The following is a 16492-nucleotide window of genomic DNA, read 5'->3' on the forward strand; positions in this document are numbered from 1 at the left end:
GACGCCTTTCTGGGCTCAGCGGGGGCGCGCGAGGTCCGCGACGGCTGCCGCGGTGGGGACGGACTCCTGGGCGCCGGGGGCGGTGGTGGCGAGCGCACCCGCCGCGGCGGCGAGCCGGGCCGCGTCGGTGAGGGGGGCACCACCGGCGAGGGCGGCGGCGAGCACGCCGCAGAACGTGTCCCCGGCCCCCGTCGTGTCGACGGGCGCGACCGGGAACGCGGGCACGTGGACGGGCTCACCGTCGCGCTCGGCGACGAGGCTCCCGGCCCCGCCGAGCGTGACGACGACGGCGGGCACCCGGGCGAGCAGCGCGCGCGCCAGGTCCACCGGCTCGGCGCCGCCTCCGGAAAGGTCGGCCGCCTCGTGCTCGTTGACGACGAGGACGTCGACGGCGGACCACACCTCCTCCGGCAGCTCGCGGGAGGGGGCGGCGTTGAGGACGAGCAGCGCGCCGGCGCGGCGGGCTGCCGCGGCCGCGAGGATGGCCGCGAGGGGGATCTCGAGCTGGGCGAGGACGACGTCCGCCTCGGCGAGCCGTCCGGCCTGCTCGGGGCCGACCGCCACGAGGGAGTTGGCGCCCGGCGCGACGATGATCGTGTTCTCACCGCCCGGGTCCACCGAGATGAGCGCGGTGCCGGTGGGCTCGGCGACCCGCGCGACGAGGTCGGTGCGCACGCCCGCGCCCGCGAGGGACGCGTGGAGCAGCTCGCCGGACTCGTCCTCGCCGAGGGCACCGACGAAAGTCGTGTCCGCCCCGCCCGCCCGGGCGGCGGCGACGGCCTGGTTGGCGCCCTTGCCGCCGGGGTGGCGCTCGAGCGTGCCCCCGAGCACCGTCTCCCCGCCGGCCGGGTGGCGCGGCACGGGGACGACGAGGTCGACGTTCGCCGACCCGACGACGACGACGCGCCCGGCGCTCACGGGGTCACCGCCGCGGCGAGCGGGACGGCCAGGGCGAGGGTGCGCTCGGCGAGGCCGGTGACGGGCTGCTCCCCGCCGGGCAGCGAGGTGGCGATGCGGCCCTCGAGCGGGGCGGTCCACCGCTCGCCGATGCCGTCGGCCCCCAGGAGGCCGCCGACGACGGCGCCGACCGTCGCCCCGGCGGAGTCGGTGTCCCAGCCGGCCATGACGGCCAGGGAGACACTTGCCCCGAAGTCACCGCGGCCCGCGGTGAGCGCGAAGGCGATCGTCGCGGCGTTGCCCAGCGTGTGGACCCAGTGGAGGTCGCCGTAGGCGGCGTGGAGCCGGTCCAGCCCCTCCCGCACCGACGGCTCGCTGCCGTCGCAGGCGGCCCCCGCCTCCCGGCCGAGGCCGATGGCCGCGGCGAGGCGGCTGGCGGGCGGGACGGCGGCGTCGGCCGCGTCGAGGACCTCCTCGACGCTGTCGCACACCATCGTCGCCGCGCCGAGGGCCGCGGCCCACAGCGCGCCGTAGATCCCGTTGCGGGTGTGGCTGAGGCGGGCGTCGGCCCAGGCGAGGCGCGCCGCGGCGCGGACGTCGCCGGGCAGCACCCAGCCGTAGAGGTCGGTGCGGATGAGCGCCCCGATCCACTCCCGGAAGGGGTTGTGGTGGGTGGCGGTCTCCGGCACGGGGCGCGCGTCGAGGATGTTGCGGTAGGCGGCCCGCTCGGCGGTGAAGACCCGCCCGGCGGGAAGGTTGTCGAGCCACAGCTGGGCGACGTCCTCGGTGGTGAACCCGTGCCCGTGCTTCTCGAGGAGCGCGAGCGCGAGGATCGGGTAGTTGAGGTCGTCGTCCTCGGGCATGCCGGAGATGTTCTCCTCCAGCGACGTCGGGGCCGAGCGGCGGTTCCAGGGCCAGCGGGCCGCGACGTCGTCGGGCAGGCCGACGGCGGTGAACCAGCGGTCCAGCGGCCACCGGCCGGTCGCTCGCAGGATCTCCTCGATGCCCTGCCGGGGGATCTTCTCCACCGGCTTGCCGAGCAGGCACCCGGCCGCGCGCCCGGTCCAGGCGCCGACGAGGCGCTCGCGGTAGGCGGCGTCGTCGGGACGGCCGACGAGCTGCGGGGCGGGCGGCAGGAGGGCGGCGATCTCCTCCCAGTCGTCCGGCTCGGCAGGCGCCGGCGGGGCGGGGGCGGCGGCGAGCTGGTCGAGGAGCTCGCGGGCCAGGGCGCGCAGCGCCGGGGGAGCGGGTACCGGTCCGGCGCCGCTCACGGCCGGGGCGGGGTCCCCGCCGGCCGCTACCCAGCGCTCGCGGACGGCGGTGACGTCGCGGCCCTCCGCCGCGGACTGGACGAGCTCGTGCGCGAGGAGGTCCTCGGGCTGGGCCCAGGTCAGCCTCATGCCGGCGCCCCCTCCAGCTGCTCGAGGGCGGCGGCCCGGGCGCGGGCGCGCTCGCCGTCGGCGCGGAGGATGTCGGCGGCCACGGAGGCCATGAGGCGGCCGGTGGCGCGCACATCGGTGCGGCTGGCGGTCTCGATCTCGTCGAGCCACTCGGTGGGGACCACCTCGGTCCCCCCGAGGCCTGCGCACACGGCACCGGCCATGACGGCGATCGAGTCGGCGTCGCGGCCGTAGTTGACGGCGCCGAGGACGGCTCCGCGGAAGTCGCCGCGGTGGCCGAGGACGAAGCCCAGGGCGGCGGGCAGCTCCTCGATCGACTTCGTGCGGGAGGGCCGGCGGGCGTCCATCGACATCTGCCGGTACTCCGGGCCCACGGAGTCGTAGGGCGCCACGGCCTCGCGGACGACACGGGCCAGCTCGCGCTCGCCGTCGTCGTCCGTCGGCACGTCGCGGCCGGCGACGGCGTCGACGACGGCGCGCAGGGCGGCGGCGGTCCCGTCGTGGGCGACGTCGAGGGCGGCCCGGGTGACGTCGTCGACGCTCGCGCCGGGGGTGACGGCCGCGGCGACCATCGCGGCGAAGACGCCGGCGGCCTCGCGCCCGTAGCTCGACTGGTGGGCGCCGGCGACGTCGATCGCCTCGGCGTAGGCGGCGCGCGGGTCACCGGCGTTGGCCAGCCCCACCGGTGCCATGTACATGGCCGCGCCGCAGTTGACGACGTTGCCGACCCCGGCCTCGCGCGGGTCGACGTGCCCGTAGTGGAGGCGGGCGACGATCCACTTCTCGGCGAGGAAGACCCGCTGGAGGAGGAGCGCCTCGCTCTCCAGCTCCGGGACCCAGCGCGGCTCGCCGATCATGAGCGGGACGAGGTCCTCGGCGACGGCGTACGCGTCGAGGTGGTCACGGCGCCTGGCGTAGACCTCGACGAGCGCCTGCGTCATGAGGGTGTCGTCGGTGATGTGCCCGTCACCCTTGTGGTACGGCGCGATCGGACGCGCGGTGCGCCAGTCGGCGTACCAGGGGCCGACGATGCCGCGCACCCGGCCGCCGTGCCGCTCCTCGATCTGCTCCGGTGTCCACCCCTCGGTGGCTCCCCCCAGGGCGTCCCCGACGGCGGCGCCGGTGATCACCGCCACGCATCGATCGTCCAGCCAGCTCACAGATCTACTCCCTGCCTCGTGTTGCGTGTTGCCGTTGGTGCGGTGGCCGCGGGGGCGGCCGGGTGCCGCGGGGCGGCCCGGTGGACGGGCCGCCCCGCGCCGGGTCAGCCGGTGATCTCGGTCCAGCCCTCCTCGAGCTGCGTGCCGAGGCCGGCGGTGTCGATCTCCTGCGCGAGGTAGCGCTGGAAGGCGGGCGTGGCCACGGTGTCCTTCCACTGTGCGTACGCGTCGACGAAGAGGTACGGCGCGGAGACGAGGTGCTGGCCGGAGGAGAGGATGGTCGCCCAGCCGTTCTCGTCGCCGAGCGTCTCGGCCATGTGCTCCTGCGCGGAGGTCGTCGCGGGGATGAGGGCGTCGGCCTCGTTGAGGGCGGCGAGGTTCTCCGTCTCGGTGAAGAACTCGATGAACTCGGCCGACTCCTCGACGTGCTCGGAGTCGATGTTGACCGAGAGGGTCTGCGGGTTGGCGGCCTGGCCGGCGCCCTGCGGGCCCTCGAGCGGGGGCAGCACGGTCCACTCGAAGCCCTCGGGGGCGTCGGTCGCGATGTTCGCGGCCTGGAACGAGCCCTGGACCGTCATGGCGATCTGGCCGGCGTAGAAGGAGGCGAGGACCTCCGAGCCGGACTGGGTGAGGGTGACCGGCAGGACCGTCTCGTCCTCGAAGGCCATCGTGTGGACGAGCTCGGGCACCGCCAGCTCGCCCTCACCGACCGTGATGCTGGCGTCGGTGCCGGTGCCCTCGAAGAAGGTGCCGCCGAAGCCGGGGGCGAAGGACATGAACGCGGCGGTCGGGCTCGCCAGGCCCCAGCCGAGGCCGTAGGTGTCACCCGACGTCGTCGCCTGGGCGATCTCCCGCAGCTGCTCCCACGTCATCGTCTCCCCGGTGGGGACCTCGACGCCCGCCTCCTCGAGGAGGGCGGTGTTGGCGAAGACCATGTAGGACTGCAGCTCGGTGGGGTAGGCGATGACCTCGTCGTCGACGGTCACCGAGTCGAGGATGCCCTCGGGGATGTCGGCGCGGCGCTCGTCGGACATGTGCTCCGAGAGGTCGGCGAGGTAGCCGTCACGGGCGAAGGGGACGATGCTCGCGGCCTCGTAGTGGATGACGTCGGGGGCGGCGCCACCGTTGAACTGGGTGATGAGCTTGTCGTAGATGCCGTCCCAGCCGGCCGGGACGATCTCGACCTGGACGTCGGGGTTGGCCTCGTTCCACTCCGCGACGATCGACTCGGTCGCCTCGATGGCGGCGGGCTGGTCGGACAGGGACTGGAAGGTGAGGGTCACCGGCCCGTCGGCACTGCCGCCGTCGTCGTCCCCGCCACCGCAGGCGGCGAGGGTGAGCGCGGCGATCGTGAGGCATGCGGCTGTGGAGGCTCCACGGATCTTCATTGGTCGACCTTTCGGGGGATGGGTTTGAGGAGTTGAGGGTCAGCCCTTGACGGCGCCGGACATGAGGCCGCCGACGAGCTTGCGCTGCATGATCGAGAAGAAGACGATGCTGGGGATCGCGGCCAGGACCGAGCCGGCCGCCAGCGGACCGAGCGCCACCTTGCCCTCGCCGCCGATGAACATCTTCAGCGTGATGGGCAGGGTGTAGTTCTCCGGGGACTGGAGCAGGACGAGGGCGAAGAAGAACTCGTTCCACGAGGAGACGAACGAGAACATCGCGGTCGCGACGACGCCCGGGACGAGCAGCGGGAAGACGATCGAGCGCAGCACCCGCAGGCGGGCGGCGCCGTCCATCGAGCCGGCCTCCTCGAGGTCGACCGGGATCCCCGTGACGTACCCCTGGAGCATCCACAGCGCGAAGGGCAGCGTGTAGGTCGTGTGGACGAGGGTGAGGCCGACGAGGCTGTCGGTGAGGCCCAGGGTCCGCAGGATGAGGAAGAGCGGCAAGATGATGAGGATGACGGGGAAGACCTGGCTCACGAGGATCCAGCCGATCCCGGCCATGCGGACCTTGCCCTTGAGACGGGCCAGGACGTACGCCGTCGGCATCGCGATGACGATGACGAGCAGCGTGGACACGAGCGCGACGGCGGCGCTGTTCGCGGCCGAGCGCACCAGCCCCTGCCGGGCGAGGGCGTTGGAGTAGTTCTCCCAGTGCCACTCGCTGGGGAGCAGGCTGATCGACAGGGAGTTCAGCTCGCCCGAGGACTTGAACGAGGCCGAGATGAGCCACAGGAGCGGGAAGCCGAGGAAGACGATGTAGGCGACGAGGGCCGCGTACTGGGCGGGGCGGATCAGGGTGCGCATCGGCTCAGCCCTTCTTTACGGGTCGGTCCTCGCGGAACTGCGACCACAGGTAGACGGCGAGGAGGACGACGACGACGGCGACGAGGACGACGCCCATCGCGGCCGCGTAGCCGATGTTCCGGTTCTTGAAGGCCTCGAGGTAGGTGAAGAGCATCGGCAGCATCGTCCGGCCGCCCGGCCCGCCCTCGGTGAGGACGTAGACGAGCGAGAACGAGTTGAAGTTCCAGATGAAGTTCAGCGAGGTGATCGACGTGACGATCGGGCGCAGGGACGGCCAGGTGACGGCGGTGAAGCGGCGCCACGCGGAGGCCCCGTCCATCGAGGCGGCCTCGTGGAGCTCCTCGGGGATCTGCTGGAGGCCGGCGAGCAGGGTGACGGTGGTCTGCGGCATGCCCACCCACACGCCGACGACGATGACGGCGGGCAGCGCGGTGGAGAAGTCGGCCAGCCAGTTGATGTCGTCGGGCAGCCCGACGCCGCCGAGGACGGCGTTGAGCGGGCCCGCGTTGGGCGAGTAGATCATCTGCCACATGATCGCCACGACCACCGGCGGCATCGCCCACGGGATGAGCGCGAGGACGCGGGTGAGGCCCTGCATCCGCAGCCCGGAGTTGAGGAGCAGCGCCAGGCCGAGGGCGGCCAGGAGCTGGAGGAGGGTGACCGACACGGCCCACACCATGCCGATGCGGAAGGAGTCCCAGAAGAAGGAGTTGTCCAGCAGCCGGGCGAAGTTCTCGGCGCCGACGAATGCGTACTCGGGGTTGCGCACGAGGCGCGCGTCGGTGAAGGCGAGCGCGACGCCGATGATGAGCGGCGCGACGCTGAGGACGAGGATGGGGATGAGCGAGGGGATGACGAGCGCTGCCGCCTCGCGGCGCCGGGCCCGCTCGAGCCCGCTCCGGCGACGGGGGGAGCCGCGGCTCGGCCGGGGCGCGGGTGCGTCCGGCCGCGCTCCTGCGGCGAGCATCGGTGCCGTCATGCGTCCTCCTTGCGTGCTGCGGGGCGTGGTGCGTGTGCTGGGGCGGGAGCCACGGACGACTCGCGGACGATGAGCTCGGGGCCGACGGTGACGTACCGGCCCCGCTCCTCGCCGTCGTCGACGAGGCCGAGCACGAGCTCGGCGGCGATGCGTCCGCGTCGCCCGGAGCCGAGCGAGACGCTCGTGAGGCTGGGCTGGAAGACGCGCCCGATGTCGGTGTCGTCCATGCCGGTGACGGCGAGGTCGCCCGGGACGGAGAGTCCACGCTCGCCGGCGGCCCGGATGGCGCCGATGGCGAGGAGGTCGTTGGCGGCGACGACGGCGTCGAGCGGGGTGCCGTCGTCGTCGGCGCGGTCGAGGAGGCGGTGGGCGGCGGCGAGGCCGGCGGTGACGGTGAAGTCGGCGGCCACCTCGGTGCCGCCGTTCTCGGCGGTGAACGCGGCGGCCCGGGTGACGGCGTCGAAGCCGCGCTGGCGCGCCTCACCGGGGGTGGTGTCGAGCGGGCCGTTGAGGAAGCCGATGCGGCGGCGGCCGACCGCGACGAGGTGGTCGACCGCCTGCGCGATGCCGCCCGCCGAGTCGGTGGAGACGGAGTCGATGCCGTGGTCGGCGAGGGAGCGGCCGATGACGACGACCGGCACCGCGGCCTCCTCGACGGCGGTGACGAAGGCGGCGTCGACGCGGAGCGGGCTGATGATCATGCCGTCGACGAAGCCGCCCTCGAGGCTGCGGACGAGGTCGACGGTGGAGGCGACCGTGTCCCCGGTGGACATGACGACGACCCGGTAGCCGTGGGGCGCGAGGACCGCGTGGATCGCGGTGAGCATCTCGATGTAGACGGGGTTGCCGATGTCCGCGACGGCGAAGGCGACCTGGAACGTGCGCTGCATCCGCAGCGACCGGCCCGTCGCGTGGGGGCGGTAGCCGAGCTCCTGCGCGGCGGCGCGCACGCGCTCGATCATCGCGGGGCTGGCGCCGGTGCCGTGCAGGGCACGGGAGGTGGAGGCGAGGGAGACCCCGGCGTGGCGGGCGACCTGGACGAGAGTCGCACGTGGTGACGTCACTGTCGCCCTCCTTCGTCGTTGAGTGGTGCGGGGTGGTGCTCGGGTGCCGGGTCGTGCCGGGCGCCCGGGCGGAAACGTTTCCAACGCGGTCGGTGCAGGGTTTGGAATCGTTTCCGGGGTTGGCGGAGATCTTGGCATCGGGCGGGTGTGGCTGTCAACACGACGGGCCCGGGCGATGTCAGTGGTCGGCCCTACGGTGGGAGGTGCAGGACATCGCTGGGGGTGGGGTCGATGACGGCACGCGAGGCGCTGACGGGCGGTGCCGGGCCGGGGCGTCTTGGCCGCGCGTGGCGGGTGAGCGGCGCCGCTCCGGGCCCCGCGGCAATGTCAGTGGTCGCTTGTAGCGTGGGAGTCAGACGAGGTCCTCACTGGGGAGGTGAGCGCGATGGCCGCAGGGACGCAGACTGAGGCGCCGCCGCGGTGGAGCGGCTCGGTGTCGACGGAGCGGTCGCCCGGTGCCCCAGCCCCTTCGGCCGGCCGTGGCGGTGCCTCCGCCACCGCCACGCTGCCGGACCCGGCTGCCGCCCTCGCAGGCGTCACCGACACCCTCGCGTCCCTCACCGCCGTCACCTGGCACGACCTTCCGGGCCAGGCCGCGCACGACGCCCTCGACCAGCTCGAGCGGGCTGCGCGGCACCTCGCCGCCGTGCGCGCGCAGGTGCTCACCGTCGTCGAGGCCAACGGCCTGTGGGCGGTGCAGGGCGCGCGCACCTACGCGGCCTGGCTGCGGCAGCGGACCGGATCCACCGCGGGCACGGCCTCGCGCCAGGTCCGGGAGGCGCGGGCGCTGCGCGACCACCTGCCGCTCACCCGGGCCGCCCTCGCCGAGGGGCGTATCGGACCGGACCACGCCGCCGTCCTCGCCCGCGAGACCGTCCGCACCACGGAGCTGCGGGCCCAGCTCTCCGACGCGGACCTGGGGGAGGCCTTCCTCGTCGAGCAGGCCGCGGCGATGGACGCCGGGACCTTCACCCAGCTCGTCCGGGCCTGGACCGTCGCGGCCGACCCCGAGGGGGCGGACCGTGCGTGGCGCGAGGCCGGCAGCAAGGAGGAGCTCACGCTCTCGCGGACCACCGACGGCTTCCACCTCCGTGGCTGGCTGGACGAGGTGTCCGGCCAGATCGTCGGCACCGCGCTGCAGGCGCATGCGGGCCGCAAGGGCAAGGGCGACGAGCGCACCCCCGCGCAGCGCCGCGCCGCCGCCCTCGTCTCCCTCGCCAGCCAGTCCCTCGACGCCGGCATCCAGGGAGCCGCGGCACGGATCCGGCCCCACCTCACCGTCACCACCACGATCGAGACCCTGCGAGCTCTCGCCGCGGCCATGGGCTCGGCCATCCCGCGCGTCGGCCCTGACGGGCGCCCCTACGCCCCGGGCGCCACCTTCGGTCCGTCCAGCCAGGCCGCACTCACCGCCACCGGTGGCCCACGCGACCCCGAGGCGCCCGTGCCGGAGGGTGAGGTTCCGCTCTTCACCGCCTCCGAGGAGACCCGCCGCTGGCTCGAGCAGTGGGAGTCCGGGGACGATCACGTCATCTCGACCGCGATCGACCACGAGCAGGTCCGGGGCCTGGAGCCGCCCACCCTCGAGGACGGCACGCCGATCCCACCGGCGATCCTCGCCCGGCTCGCCTGCGAGTCGCAGATCTCGCGGGTGGTCTTCGGGGCCGTCTCCACCATCCTCGACGCCGGCCGGGAGAAGCGGATCTTCCCGGCCAACCAGGCCCGGGCCGTCATCGCGAGGGACCGGCACTGCCAGTACCCCGGCTGCGACGAGCCCCCGGGCTTCGGGGAGATCCACCACTCGCTGTGGTGGGCCCAGCACCTCGGCGGCACCGACGTCGAGCACGGCGTGCTCCTGTGCTGGCACCACCACGACTGGGTCCACGCCCACGAGATCACCATCACCCGGTCCGAGGGCCGGTGGTGGTTCCGCGACCGCCACGGCTGGCTCATCACCGCGGACCCGTAGCCGGAGGCCGAGGGGACAGGTGTGCCCACGCCGGCCACCTGTCCCGGCAGGCGTCGCCCCGGTCCTACTCCGTCAGGTCACGCTCCTGCTCGGCCAGCGCCTCGCGCAGCAGGCGGACCGCGCGCGGCCCGACGCCGTGGAGCGCGAGGAGCTGGCGCTCCGACATGGCGGCCACCTGCTCGAGCGAGGTCACGCCTCGCTCGAGCAGGGCGGCGGTGGCCGGCCGGCCGATCCGCGGCAGGTCGCCCACCTGGTCGGGAAGGTCCCGGGTGCTCATGGCCCCATCCTGGCCGTGGCGAGACTCCGGCGGAAGCCCATCTCGCCAACGGGCTCGCCCGCCCCATGACGTGAGGCCGCAGGCTCGCACACGTTCGGTGTCCGCGGCCGGGACGGCCACCTCTGGACGGTCGGGACCCGCCGCGGGGCGAGCGCGAGGGTGTGACCACGCCCACCGCTCCCGGCTTTGATCCCCGCCCGCGGAGCAGGGTAGTGTTACCGCCCGGTAGGACGTTCGCAGCAGTGGGCGGAATACCCCCATGGGGTATGGTGTAATTGGCAGCACGACTGGTTCTGGTCCAGTTAGTCTAGGTTCGAGTCCTGGTACCCCAGCGGTTTGAGTGAGGCGGAGAGATCCGGTAAACTCAGCCAGGTTGAAAATGCTAGAGGCCCCGTCGTCTAGCGGCCTAGGACACCGCCCTCTCAAGGCGGCGGCGCCGGTTCGAATCCGGTCGGGGCTACATCGGAAAGGCCCCCATCCCGAGTGGATGGGGGCCTTTCGCATGTCCGGGACCGGAGCGCACGACGCTGTGTGGTGAGCGCCACGTTTTCGGCGTTTCCCGGTCGGCCGCCCCTTCGTGGACGTCTCCGTCGCGTCGCGTGGTGCTGCGGTGCCCGTCCCGCCCGGCGAGAGGTGTTGCGTCGGTCACACGGCGCCGCACAGGGAAGGGTCCGGCCCCACTGGGGCCGGACCCTTCCGGTGAGCCCGGGACCCGCGGCTCAGTGGTGGTCGTGGTCGTGGCCCGCGCCGGGCAGCTCCGTCGGTGGCTCGGTCCCCGGCTCGACGACGACGAACTGGCCCATGAGGCCGAAGTCCTCGTGGCGCAGGAGGTGGCAGTGGTACATGTACGGCACCTCGGGGTTGGCGTAGTGGTCGAAGCGCATGATGAGGCGGTACTCGCGGCCCGGCTCGGTGTAGATCGTGTCCTTGCGCCCGGACAGCTCGGGCGGCGGGGGAGCGCCGTCGACGGAGAGCACCTCGAACTGGACGTCGTGGATGTGGAAGTTGTGCGGCATCGGGTCCTCGTTGCGCACCTCCCACACCTCCGTCGTCCCGACGGTGACGACCTCGTCGATGCGGTTCATGTCCATCCGCTGACCGTTGAGCGCCAGCCCCTTCATGACGAAGGTGCGGGTCGTGGCGGCGTCGGCCTCGTCGAGACGTTCGTCGCCGGAGAGCTCGTCGGCGACGACGGTGGAGGGCGCGAGCTCGTCGGCCGCCTCCAGGCGCAGGATGTCGAGGGTGTCCAGCGCACCGTAGCCCTCGGGGTCGGCGATGTCACCGAGCTGCTGCGGGTAGGAGCGCAGCATCGTCTCGGAGCCCGGCTCCATCTCGACGACGATCTCGGCCCGCTCGCCCGGCGTGAGCTGGATGCGGTTCGTCTCGTGCGGCGCGCGCAGCAGGCCGCCGTCGGAGGCGACGAGCTGGAAGGAGCGGTCGTCGTCGAAGCCGAAGTTGTAGCTGCGCAGCGTCGAGCCGTTGAGCAGCCGCAGCCGCACGCGCTCGGTCGTCACCTCCTGCACCGCTCCGATTGTCCCGTTGACCATGAACGCCTCGCCCATGACGCCGCTCGGGACCGTCGACTCCAGGGTGAGCTGGCCGTCCGCGGTGAAGGACTTGTCCTGGACGATGACGGGGATGTCGTCGACGCCGTACTCGTCGGGCAGGCCGACGGTGCCGGCCTCGTCGTCGTCGAGGATGAACATCCCCGACATCCCGAGGTAGACGTGCTTCTCGGTACGTCCGTGCGGGTGGGGGTGGTACCAGAGCGTCGCGGCGGGCTGGTCGATGAGCCACGTGGGCCGCCACGTGCCGCCGGCCTCGACCTCCTGGTGGGGCCCGCCGTCCATCTCCGGCGGCAGGTGCATCCCGTGCCAGTGGACGCTCGTGGACTCCCCGAGCGTGTTGGTGACCTCGACGGCCACCTGCTCGCCGCGCTTCGCACGCAGGGTGGGGCCGAGGAAGTCGCCGTTGAACCCCCACGTCTCGGTCTCGACGCCCTCCCGGAAGGAGGTCGTGCCGGCCTGCGCGGTCAGCTGGAAGACCCGTGTGCCGTCCTCGTCGACGACGGAGTCGGCCAGGGGCGGGATGGCCAGCGCCTGGTCGAAGGTCGGCTCCGGCTGCTCGGGGTCGGTGGGGTCGGTGGGGCCGTCCGGCTCGCCCGGCACGACGGGACCCGTCGGTGCGCCGGAGGTCCGCCGCACGGCCAGCGAGTCGGTGCCGTCGCCGTCCCAGTCGCCCACGAGGGTGACGTCACCGGCCCGTCCGTAGGCGACGCTGCGGTCGGCCGGGCCGTTCCGGAACTGGTGGGCGAGGTGGTAGCGGGCCCCGCGCCGCACGGCGAGCGCGTCCTCCCCGGAGCCGTCCCAGTCACCGACGTACACGTCGTCGCGGTCACGCCCGTAGCAGACGACGGCGCTCGCCGGCCCCGACGTCATCGTCGTGTTGACGAGGTAGTGCGACCCGCGGCGCACCGCGAGGGTGTCGGTGCCGTCCCCGTCCCAGTCGCCGACGACGACGGTGTCGTCGGCCCGGCCGAAGCGCAGCACCGTGTCCGCGGCACCGGACCGCAGGGAGTTCGCGATGAAGTACTCGTTGCCGCGGCGCACGGCGAGGGTGTCGGTCCCGTCCCCGTCCCAGTCACCGACCAGGAGCTCGTCCCCGGGCCGGCCGTAGGTGAGGACGGTGTCGGCCTGGCCCCCTCGCAGGGAGTTGGACACGTGGACGGTGCTCCCGCGGCGGACGGCGAGGGTATCGGTGCCGTCCCCGTCCCAGTCCCCGACGAGCACCTCGTCCCCTGGGCGGCCGTAGGTGAGGACCTGGGTCGTGCGCCGCAGGCCGTTGTCGGCGAGGTGGAAGATGTTGCCCGGTGGCGTCGGAGCGGCGGTGCGGACCGCCGCGGTCGGCGCCGGGCCGGCCGCGACGGTCGCCGGTGGCGTGAGCGCCTGGGCCGGGACGGCCGCGACGAGGGGGGCGGCGAGCGTGAGGGCAGCGCTCAGGGTCAGCGCGGAGCGGAGGGAGGAACGCATCGGTGCGAGGCCTTTCACCTGTGGAGGACAGGGGTGCGGCGGAGGGACCGCGGGCACGCCGCGCGGTCCGTTCCGCGCGCGTGCTCGCAGACGATCATGGCCTACCGAGCGTGTTTTGTGAACCTGTTGCCCAAAAACGGGCATATCGATGCGAAAAGCCGGACCGCGCTCGGCGCGGTCCGGCTCCTCGAGCGGTGCGGTCAGGCGGTGGCGTCCGCGAGGAAGTCGCGGCAGCGAGCGGCCTCGTCGTCCTCACCGATCGCGGCGGCGGCGTCGCCGAGCGCCTCGAGAGCGCCGAGGAAGCCCTGGTTGGGGACGTGGTCCGCGGGGATCGGGCCCTGGCCCTTCCAGCCGGCGCGACGCAGCGCGTCCAGTCCGCGGTGGTAGCCGGTGCGCGCGTAGGCGTAGGCGGCGACCGGGTCCTCCTCGCTCATCGACTCGCGGGCGAGCACCGCCCAGGCGTAGCTCGACGCGGGCAGGCGGGCGGCGACGTCGCGCGGGTCGTCGCCGCGCTCGACGGCGGCGCGGGCGGCCATGTCGGGGTGGTCGTCGGGCAGGTACGTGGGCTCGGGGCCGAGGAGGTTCTTCTGCATCCCGCCAGTGTCGCAGGTGCTCGCCCGGTGCCGCAGGGGCCAAAGCTCCTCGCCCCGCGGGCCGCCGGCCGTAGCCTGCGGCGCATGAGCGTCGAGAGCGTGGGCAGCACCGTCGTCCTCCACCTGCCCGTGGAGGGGCGGCCCATCGCCTCCGAGCAGGACGCCCTGGACGTCGTCGGGGACACGTGGGGGACGGGGGCCGAGGTGCTCGCCGTCCCGGTCGAACGGCTCGCCCCGGCGTTCTTCGACCTGCGCACCGGCCTGGCAGGGGCGGTCACCCAGAAGCTCGTCGGCTACCACCTGCGCCTGGCGGTGCTCGGGGACATCAGCGCCCACCTCGAGACGAGCGGGGCGCTGCGCGACTTCGTCCGCGAGTCCAACCGGGGCCACCACGTGTGGTTCCTCGCCGACGCCGCCGAGCTCACCGCACGCCTCACCGGCTGAGTCGCGCGCGCCCGCGCTCCGGGGTGGCGGCCGCCGTCGCCGACGGCCGCGGGTGGACGAGGGCGTCGGGGGAGCGGTCGTGCCCGTCCCCGTGCGAACGCAGCCGCGCCCGCACGGGGGACCGTGCGGGCGCAGGGGTGGGCGGGGGAGGAGGCTCAGCCCTCCTGGGTGTCCTCGGTGCGGCGCAGCACCTCGGTGAGGCGGTTGGCGGCGGAGACGACGGCGCCGGCGTGGAGGCGGCCCGGCTGGCGGCCCATGCGCTCCATCGGCCCGGAGACCGACACGGCGGCGAGCACCCGGCCCGAGGGCCCGCGCACCGGCGCGGAGACGGAGGCGACGCCCGGCTCGCGCTCCCCGACGGACTGCGCCCACCCGCGGCGGCGCACGCCCGAGAGGATCGTCGCGGTGAAGGTCGCGCCCTGGAGGCCGCGGTGGAGGCGGTCCGGCTCCTCCCAGGCGAGGAGGATCTGGGCCGCCGAGCCGGCGGACATCGTGAGGGTCGCGCCGACCGGGATCGAGTCGCGCAGGCCCATCTGCCGCTCGGCGGCGGCCACGCAGATGCGCTGGTCGCCCTGGCGGCGGTAGAGCTGCACCGACTCCCCGGTGTGGTCGCGCACCGCGGTGAGCACCGGTCCGGCGGCCGCCAGCAGCCGGTCCTCACCGGCCGCGGACGCGAGCTCGCTCAGGCGGGGACCGAGGATGAAACGGCCCTGCATGTCGCGCGCGACGAACCGGTGGTGCTCCAGTGCGACGGCCAGCCGGTGGGCGGTGGGCCGGGCGAGGTGGGTGGCAGCGACGAGCTGCGCGAGGGTCGCGGGCCCTGCCTCGAGGGCGCCGAGAACCGTGGCGGCCTTGTCAAGGACGCCGACTCCGCTAGAGTTGTCCATGTGGCGATATTGGCATCTCACTCACTGAGATGCAAGCCCCCGGGCCGAACAGGGTCCGGGAACGGACGGAGAAGGGTCGCGGCTACCGCCGCGCCCGAGAGGTGGAGAACATGAGCGGCACCCTGGCGGAGAAGGTCTGGAACGCGCACATCGTGCGCGAGGGAAGCGACGGCGCCCCCGACCTCCTCTACATCGACCTGCACCTCGTGCACGAGGTGACGAGCCCGCAGGCCTTCGAGGGACTGCGGCTCGCGGGACGCCCGGTGCGCCGCCCGGACCTCACGATCGCCACCGAGGACCACAACACCCCCACCCTCAACATCGACCTGCCGATCGCGGACAGGACCAGCCGCACGCAGATCGAGACGCTGCGCCGCAACGCCGAGGAGTTCGGTGTGCGCATCCACTCCCTCGGCGACGCCGACCAGGGCATCGTCCACGTCGTCGGCCCCCAGCTCGGCCTCACCATGCCGGGCCTCACCGTCGTGTGCGGCGACTCCCACACGAGCACCCACGGCGCCTTCGGCGCGCTGGCCTTCGGCATCGGCACGAGCGAGGTCGAGCACGTCCTCGCCACCCAGACCCTCCCGCTGCAGCCCTTCAAGACGATGGCGATCAACGTCGACGGCCAGCTCCCCGAGGGCAGCACCGCCAAGGACATCATCCTCGCGATCATCGCGAAGATCGGCACCGGGGGCGGCCAGGGCTACGTCCTGGAGTATCGCGGCGAGGCCATCCGCTCCCTGTCGATGGAGGCGCGGATGACCATCTGCAACATGTCGATCGAGGCCGGCGCCCGCGCCGGCATGATCGCCCCGGACGAGACGACCTTCGCCTACCTCGAGGGCCGCCCGCACGCTCCCGAGGGCGCCGACTGGGACGCCGCCGTCGAGTACTGGAAGACCCTGCGCAGCGACGACGACGCCGTCTTCGACGTCGAGGTCCACCTCGACGCCTCCGACCTCGAGCCCTTCGTCACCTGGGGCACCAACCCCGGCCAGGGTCTGCCGCTGTCGGCGACCGTGCCCAACCCCGCCGAGATCGGCGACGAGTCCGAGCGCGTCGCCGCCGAGCGTGCCCTCGAGTACATGGGCCTGGAGCCGGGCACCCCGCTGCGCGACATCCCGGTGGACACCGTCTTCATCGGCTCGTGCACGAACGGCCGCATCGAGGACCTGCGCGCCGTCGTCGACGTCATCAAGGGCCGCAGGAAGCACGACGACGTCCGGGTCCTCGTCGTGCCGGGCTCGGCCCGCGTCCGTCTCCAGGCCGAGGCCGAGGGCCTGGACCAGGTCTTCCTCGACTTCGGTGCCGAGTGGCGCAACGCCGGCTGCTCGATGTGCCTGGGCATGAACCCCGACCAGCTCAAGCCGGGGGAGCGGGCCGCGTCCACCTCGAACCGCAACTTCGAGGGCCGCCAGGGCAAGGGCGGACGGACCCACCTCGTGTCCCCGCTCGTCGCCGCCGCGACCGCCGTCCGGGGGACCCTGTCCTCGCCCGCCGACCTCGAGCCCGCCCGCGAGCTCGTCAACGCCTGA

Annotated in this window: 14 protein-coding genes and 2 tRNA genes; 5 read left to right on the forward strand and 11 right to left on the reverse strand. The window is 73.7% G+C overall.

Annotated elements, in window-relative coordinates:
- Nucleotides 1-15: 15 nt before the first annotated feature.
- The 7 genes from GD632_RS08215 to GD632_RS08245 form a co-directional block, all read right to left on the reverse strand.
- Nucleotides 16-918 (reverse strand): ribokinase, encoded by a 903-nt coding sequence (locus GD632_RS08215; protein ID WP_152190825.1) that lies wholly within the window; start codon nucleotides 916-918, stop codon nucleotides 16-18.
- Nucleotides 915-2297: an ADP-ribosylglycohydrolase family protein gene (locus GD632_RS08220; protein ID WP_152190827.1), complete on the reverse strand. Its 1383-nt coding sequence runs from the start codon at nucleotides 2295-2297 to the stop codon at nucleotides 915-917. Before GD632_RS08220 ends, GD632_RS08215 begins: the two co-directional genes overlap by 4 nt.
- A complete protein-coding gene (locus tag GD632_RS08225; RefSeq protein WP_152190829.1) occupies nucleotides 2294-3457 on the reverse strand; it encodes an ADP-ribosylglycohydrolase family protein in 1164 nt (387 codons plus the stop codon). Before GD632_RS08225 ends, GD632_RS08220 begins: the two co-directional genes overlap by 4 nt.
- A 104-nt stretch (nucleotides 3458-3561) precedes the next feature.
- Nucleotides 3562-4845: an ABC transporter substrate-binding protein gene (locus GD632_RS08230; RefSeq protein ID WP_152190831.1), complete on the reverse strand. Its 1284-nt coding sequence runs from the start codon at nucleotides 4843-4845 to the stop codon at nucleotides 3562-3564.
- A 39-nt stretch (nucleotides 4846-4884) separates the two neighbouring features.
- Nucleotides 4885-5712 (reverse strand): carbohydrate ABC transporter permease, encoded by an 828-nt coding sequence (locus GD632_RS08235; protein ID WP_152190833.1) that lies wholly within the window; start codon nucleotides 5710-5712, stop codon nucleotides 4885-4887.
- A 4-nt stretch (nucleotides 5713-5716) separates the two neighbouring features.
- Nucleotides 5717-6691: a carbohydrate ABC transporter permease gene (locus GD632_RS08240; protein WP_226924751.1), complete on the reverse strand. Its 975-nt coding sequence runs from the start codon at nucleotides 6689-6691 to the stop codon at nucleotides 5717-5719.
- A complete protein-coding gene (locus GD632_RS08245) occupies nucleotides 6688-7755 on the reverse strand; it encodes a LacI family DNA-binding transcriptional regulator (RefSeq protein WP_226924752.1) in 1068 nt (355 codons plus the stop codon). The genes GD632_RS08240 and GD632_RS08245 overlap by 4 nt, the downstream gene beginning before the upstream one ends.
- 385 nt (nucleotides 7756-8140) lie before the next feature.
- Here GD632_RS08245 and GD632_RS08250 point away from each other — a divergent pair, with 385 nt between their 5' ends.
- The gene (locus tag GD632_RS08250) at nucleotides 8141-9724 is read left to right on the forward strand and encodes an HNH endonuclease signature motif containing protein (RefSeq protein WP_152190838.1); all 1584 of its coding nucleotides are present in this window, start codon (nucleotides 8141-8143) and stop codon (nucleotides 9722-9724) included.
- Nucleotides 9725-9788: 64 nt separating this feature from the next.
- On the opposite strand, the gene GD632_RS08255 is transcribed toward GD632_RS08250, so the two are convergent.
- Nucleotides 9789-10001, reverse strand: a complete 213-nt coding sequence (locus GD632_RS08255) for a helix-hairpin-helix domain-containing protein (protein ID WP_152190840.1) — start codon at nucleotides 9999-10001, stop codon at nucleotides 9789-9791.
- Nucleotides 10002-10261: 260 nt separating this feature from the next.
- Here GD632_RS08255 and GD632_RS08260 point away from each other — a divergent pair.
- Both GD632_RS08260 and GD632_RS08265 read left to right on the forward strand, forming a co-directional pair.
- A tRNA-Gln gene (locus GD632_RS08260) sits at nucleotides 10262-10333 on the forward strand.
- Between the two features lie 55 nt (nucleotides 10334-10388).
- Nucleotides 10389-10461: transfer RNA gene (locus tag GD632_RS08265), tRNA-Glu, on the forward strand.
- 259 nt (nucleotides 10462-10720) lie between these two features.
- Here GD632_RS08265 and GD632_RS08270 read toward each other — a convergent pair.
- Together GD632_RS08270 and GD632_RS08275 are read right to left on the reverse strand one after the other, a co-directional pair.
- A complete protein-coding gene (locus GD632_RS08270; RefSeq protein WP_226924753.1) occupies nucleotides 10721-13030 on the reverse strand; it encodes a multicopper oxidase family protein in 2310 nt (769 codons plus the stop codon).
- Nucleotides 13031-13230: 200 nt separating this feature from the next.
- On the reverse strand, nucleotides 13231-13623 hold the full coding sequence (locus tag GD632_RS08275) for a DUF3151 domain-containing protein (protein ID WP_152190842.1): 393 nt from the start codon (nucleotides 13621-13623) through the stop codon (nucleotides 13231-13233).
- Nucleotides 13624-13707: 84 nt separating this feature from the next.
- Here GD632_RS08275 and GD632_RS08280 point away from each other — a divergent pair, with 84 nt between their 5' ends.
- Nucleotides 13708-14067, forward strand: coding sequence for a DUF4180 domain-containing protein (locus GD632_RS08280; RefSeq protein WP_152190844.1), 360 nt, complete (start codon nucleotides 13708-13710; stop codon nucleotides 14065-14067).
- A gap of 155 nt (nucleotides 14068-14222) precedes the next feature.
- On the opposite strand, the gene GD632_RS08285 is transcribed toward GD632_RS08280, so the two are convergent.
- Complete coding sequence (locus GD632_RS08285; RefSeq protein ID WP_110853829.1) at nucleotides 14223-14954, reverse strand: IclR family transcriptional regulator; 732 nt, start codon at nucleotides 14952-14954, stop codon at nucleotides 14223-14225.
- A gap of 110 nt (nucleotides 14955-15064) precedes the next feature.
- Between GD632_RS08285 and leuC the strand changes: the two genes are divergently transcribed.
- Nucleotides 15065-16492 (forward strand): 3-isopropylmalate dehydratase large subunit, encoded by a 1428-nt coding sequence (gene leuC / locus GD632_RS08290; RefSeq protein WP_152190846.1) that lies wholly within the window; start codon nucleotides 15065-15067, stop codon nucleotides 16490-16492.

The organism is Georgenia satyanarayanai (assembly GCF_009193135.1).
In the GTDB taxonomy this organism is placed as follows: Bacteria; Actinomycetota; Actinomycetes; order Actinomycetales; family Actinomycetaceae; genus Oceanitalea; species Oceanitalea satyanarayanai.

What these genes read in the sequence shown, in the direction of transcription:
- GD632_RS08280 (WP_152190844.1), top strand. Translation starts at nt 13,708, where the DNA reads ATGAGCGTCGAGAGCGTGGGCAGCACCGTCGTCCTCCACCTGCCCGTG.
- GD632_RS08275 (WP_152190842.1), bottom strand. Translation starts at nt 13,623, where the DNA reads ATGCAGAAGAACCTCCTCGGCCCCGAGCCCACGTACCTGCCCGACGAC.
- GD632_RS08230 (WP_152190831.1), bottom strand. Translation starts at nt 4,845, where the DNA reads ATGAAGATCCGTGGAGCCTCCACAGCCGCATGCCTCACGATCGCCGCG.
- GD632_RS08255 (WP_152190840.1), bottom strand. Translation starts at nt 10,001, where the DNA reads ATGAGCACCCGGGACCTTCCCGACCAGGTGGGCGACCTGCCGCGGATC.
- GD632_RS08235 (WP_152190833.1), bottom strand. Translation starts at nt 5,712, where the DNA reads ATGCGCACCCTGATCCGCCCCGCCCAGTACGCGGCCCTCGTCGCCTAC.
- GD632_RS08285 (WP_110853829.1), bottom strand. Translation starts at nt 14,954, where the DNA reads ATGGACAACTCTAGCGGAGTCGGCGTCCTTGACAAGGCCGCCACGGTT.
- GD632_RS08250 (WP_152190838.1), top strand. Translation starts at nt 8,141, where the DNA reads ATGGCCGCAGGGACGCAGACTGAGGCGCCGCCGCGGTGGAGCGGCTCG.
- GD632_RS08270 (WP_226924753.1), bottom strand. Translation starts at nt 13,030, where the DNA reads ATGCGTTCCTCCCTCCGCTCCGCGCTGACCCTGAGCGCTGCCCTCACG.
- GD632_RS08240 (WP_226924751.1), bottom strand. Translation starts at nt 6,691, where the DNA reads ATGACGGCACCGATGCTCGCCGCAGGAGCGCGGCCGGACGCACCCGCG.
- leuC (WP_152190846.1), top strand. Translation starts at nt 15,065, where the DNA reads ATGAGCGGCACCCTGGCGGAGAAGGTCTGGAACGCGCACATCGTGCGC.
- GD632_RS08220 (WP_152190827.1), bottom strand. Translation starts at nt 2,297, where the DNA reads ATGAGGCTGACCTGGGCCCAGCCCGAGGACCTCCTCGCGCACGAGCTC.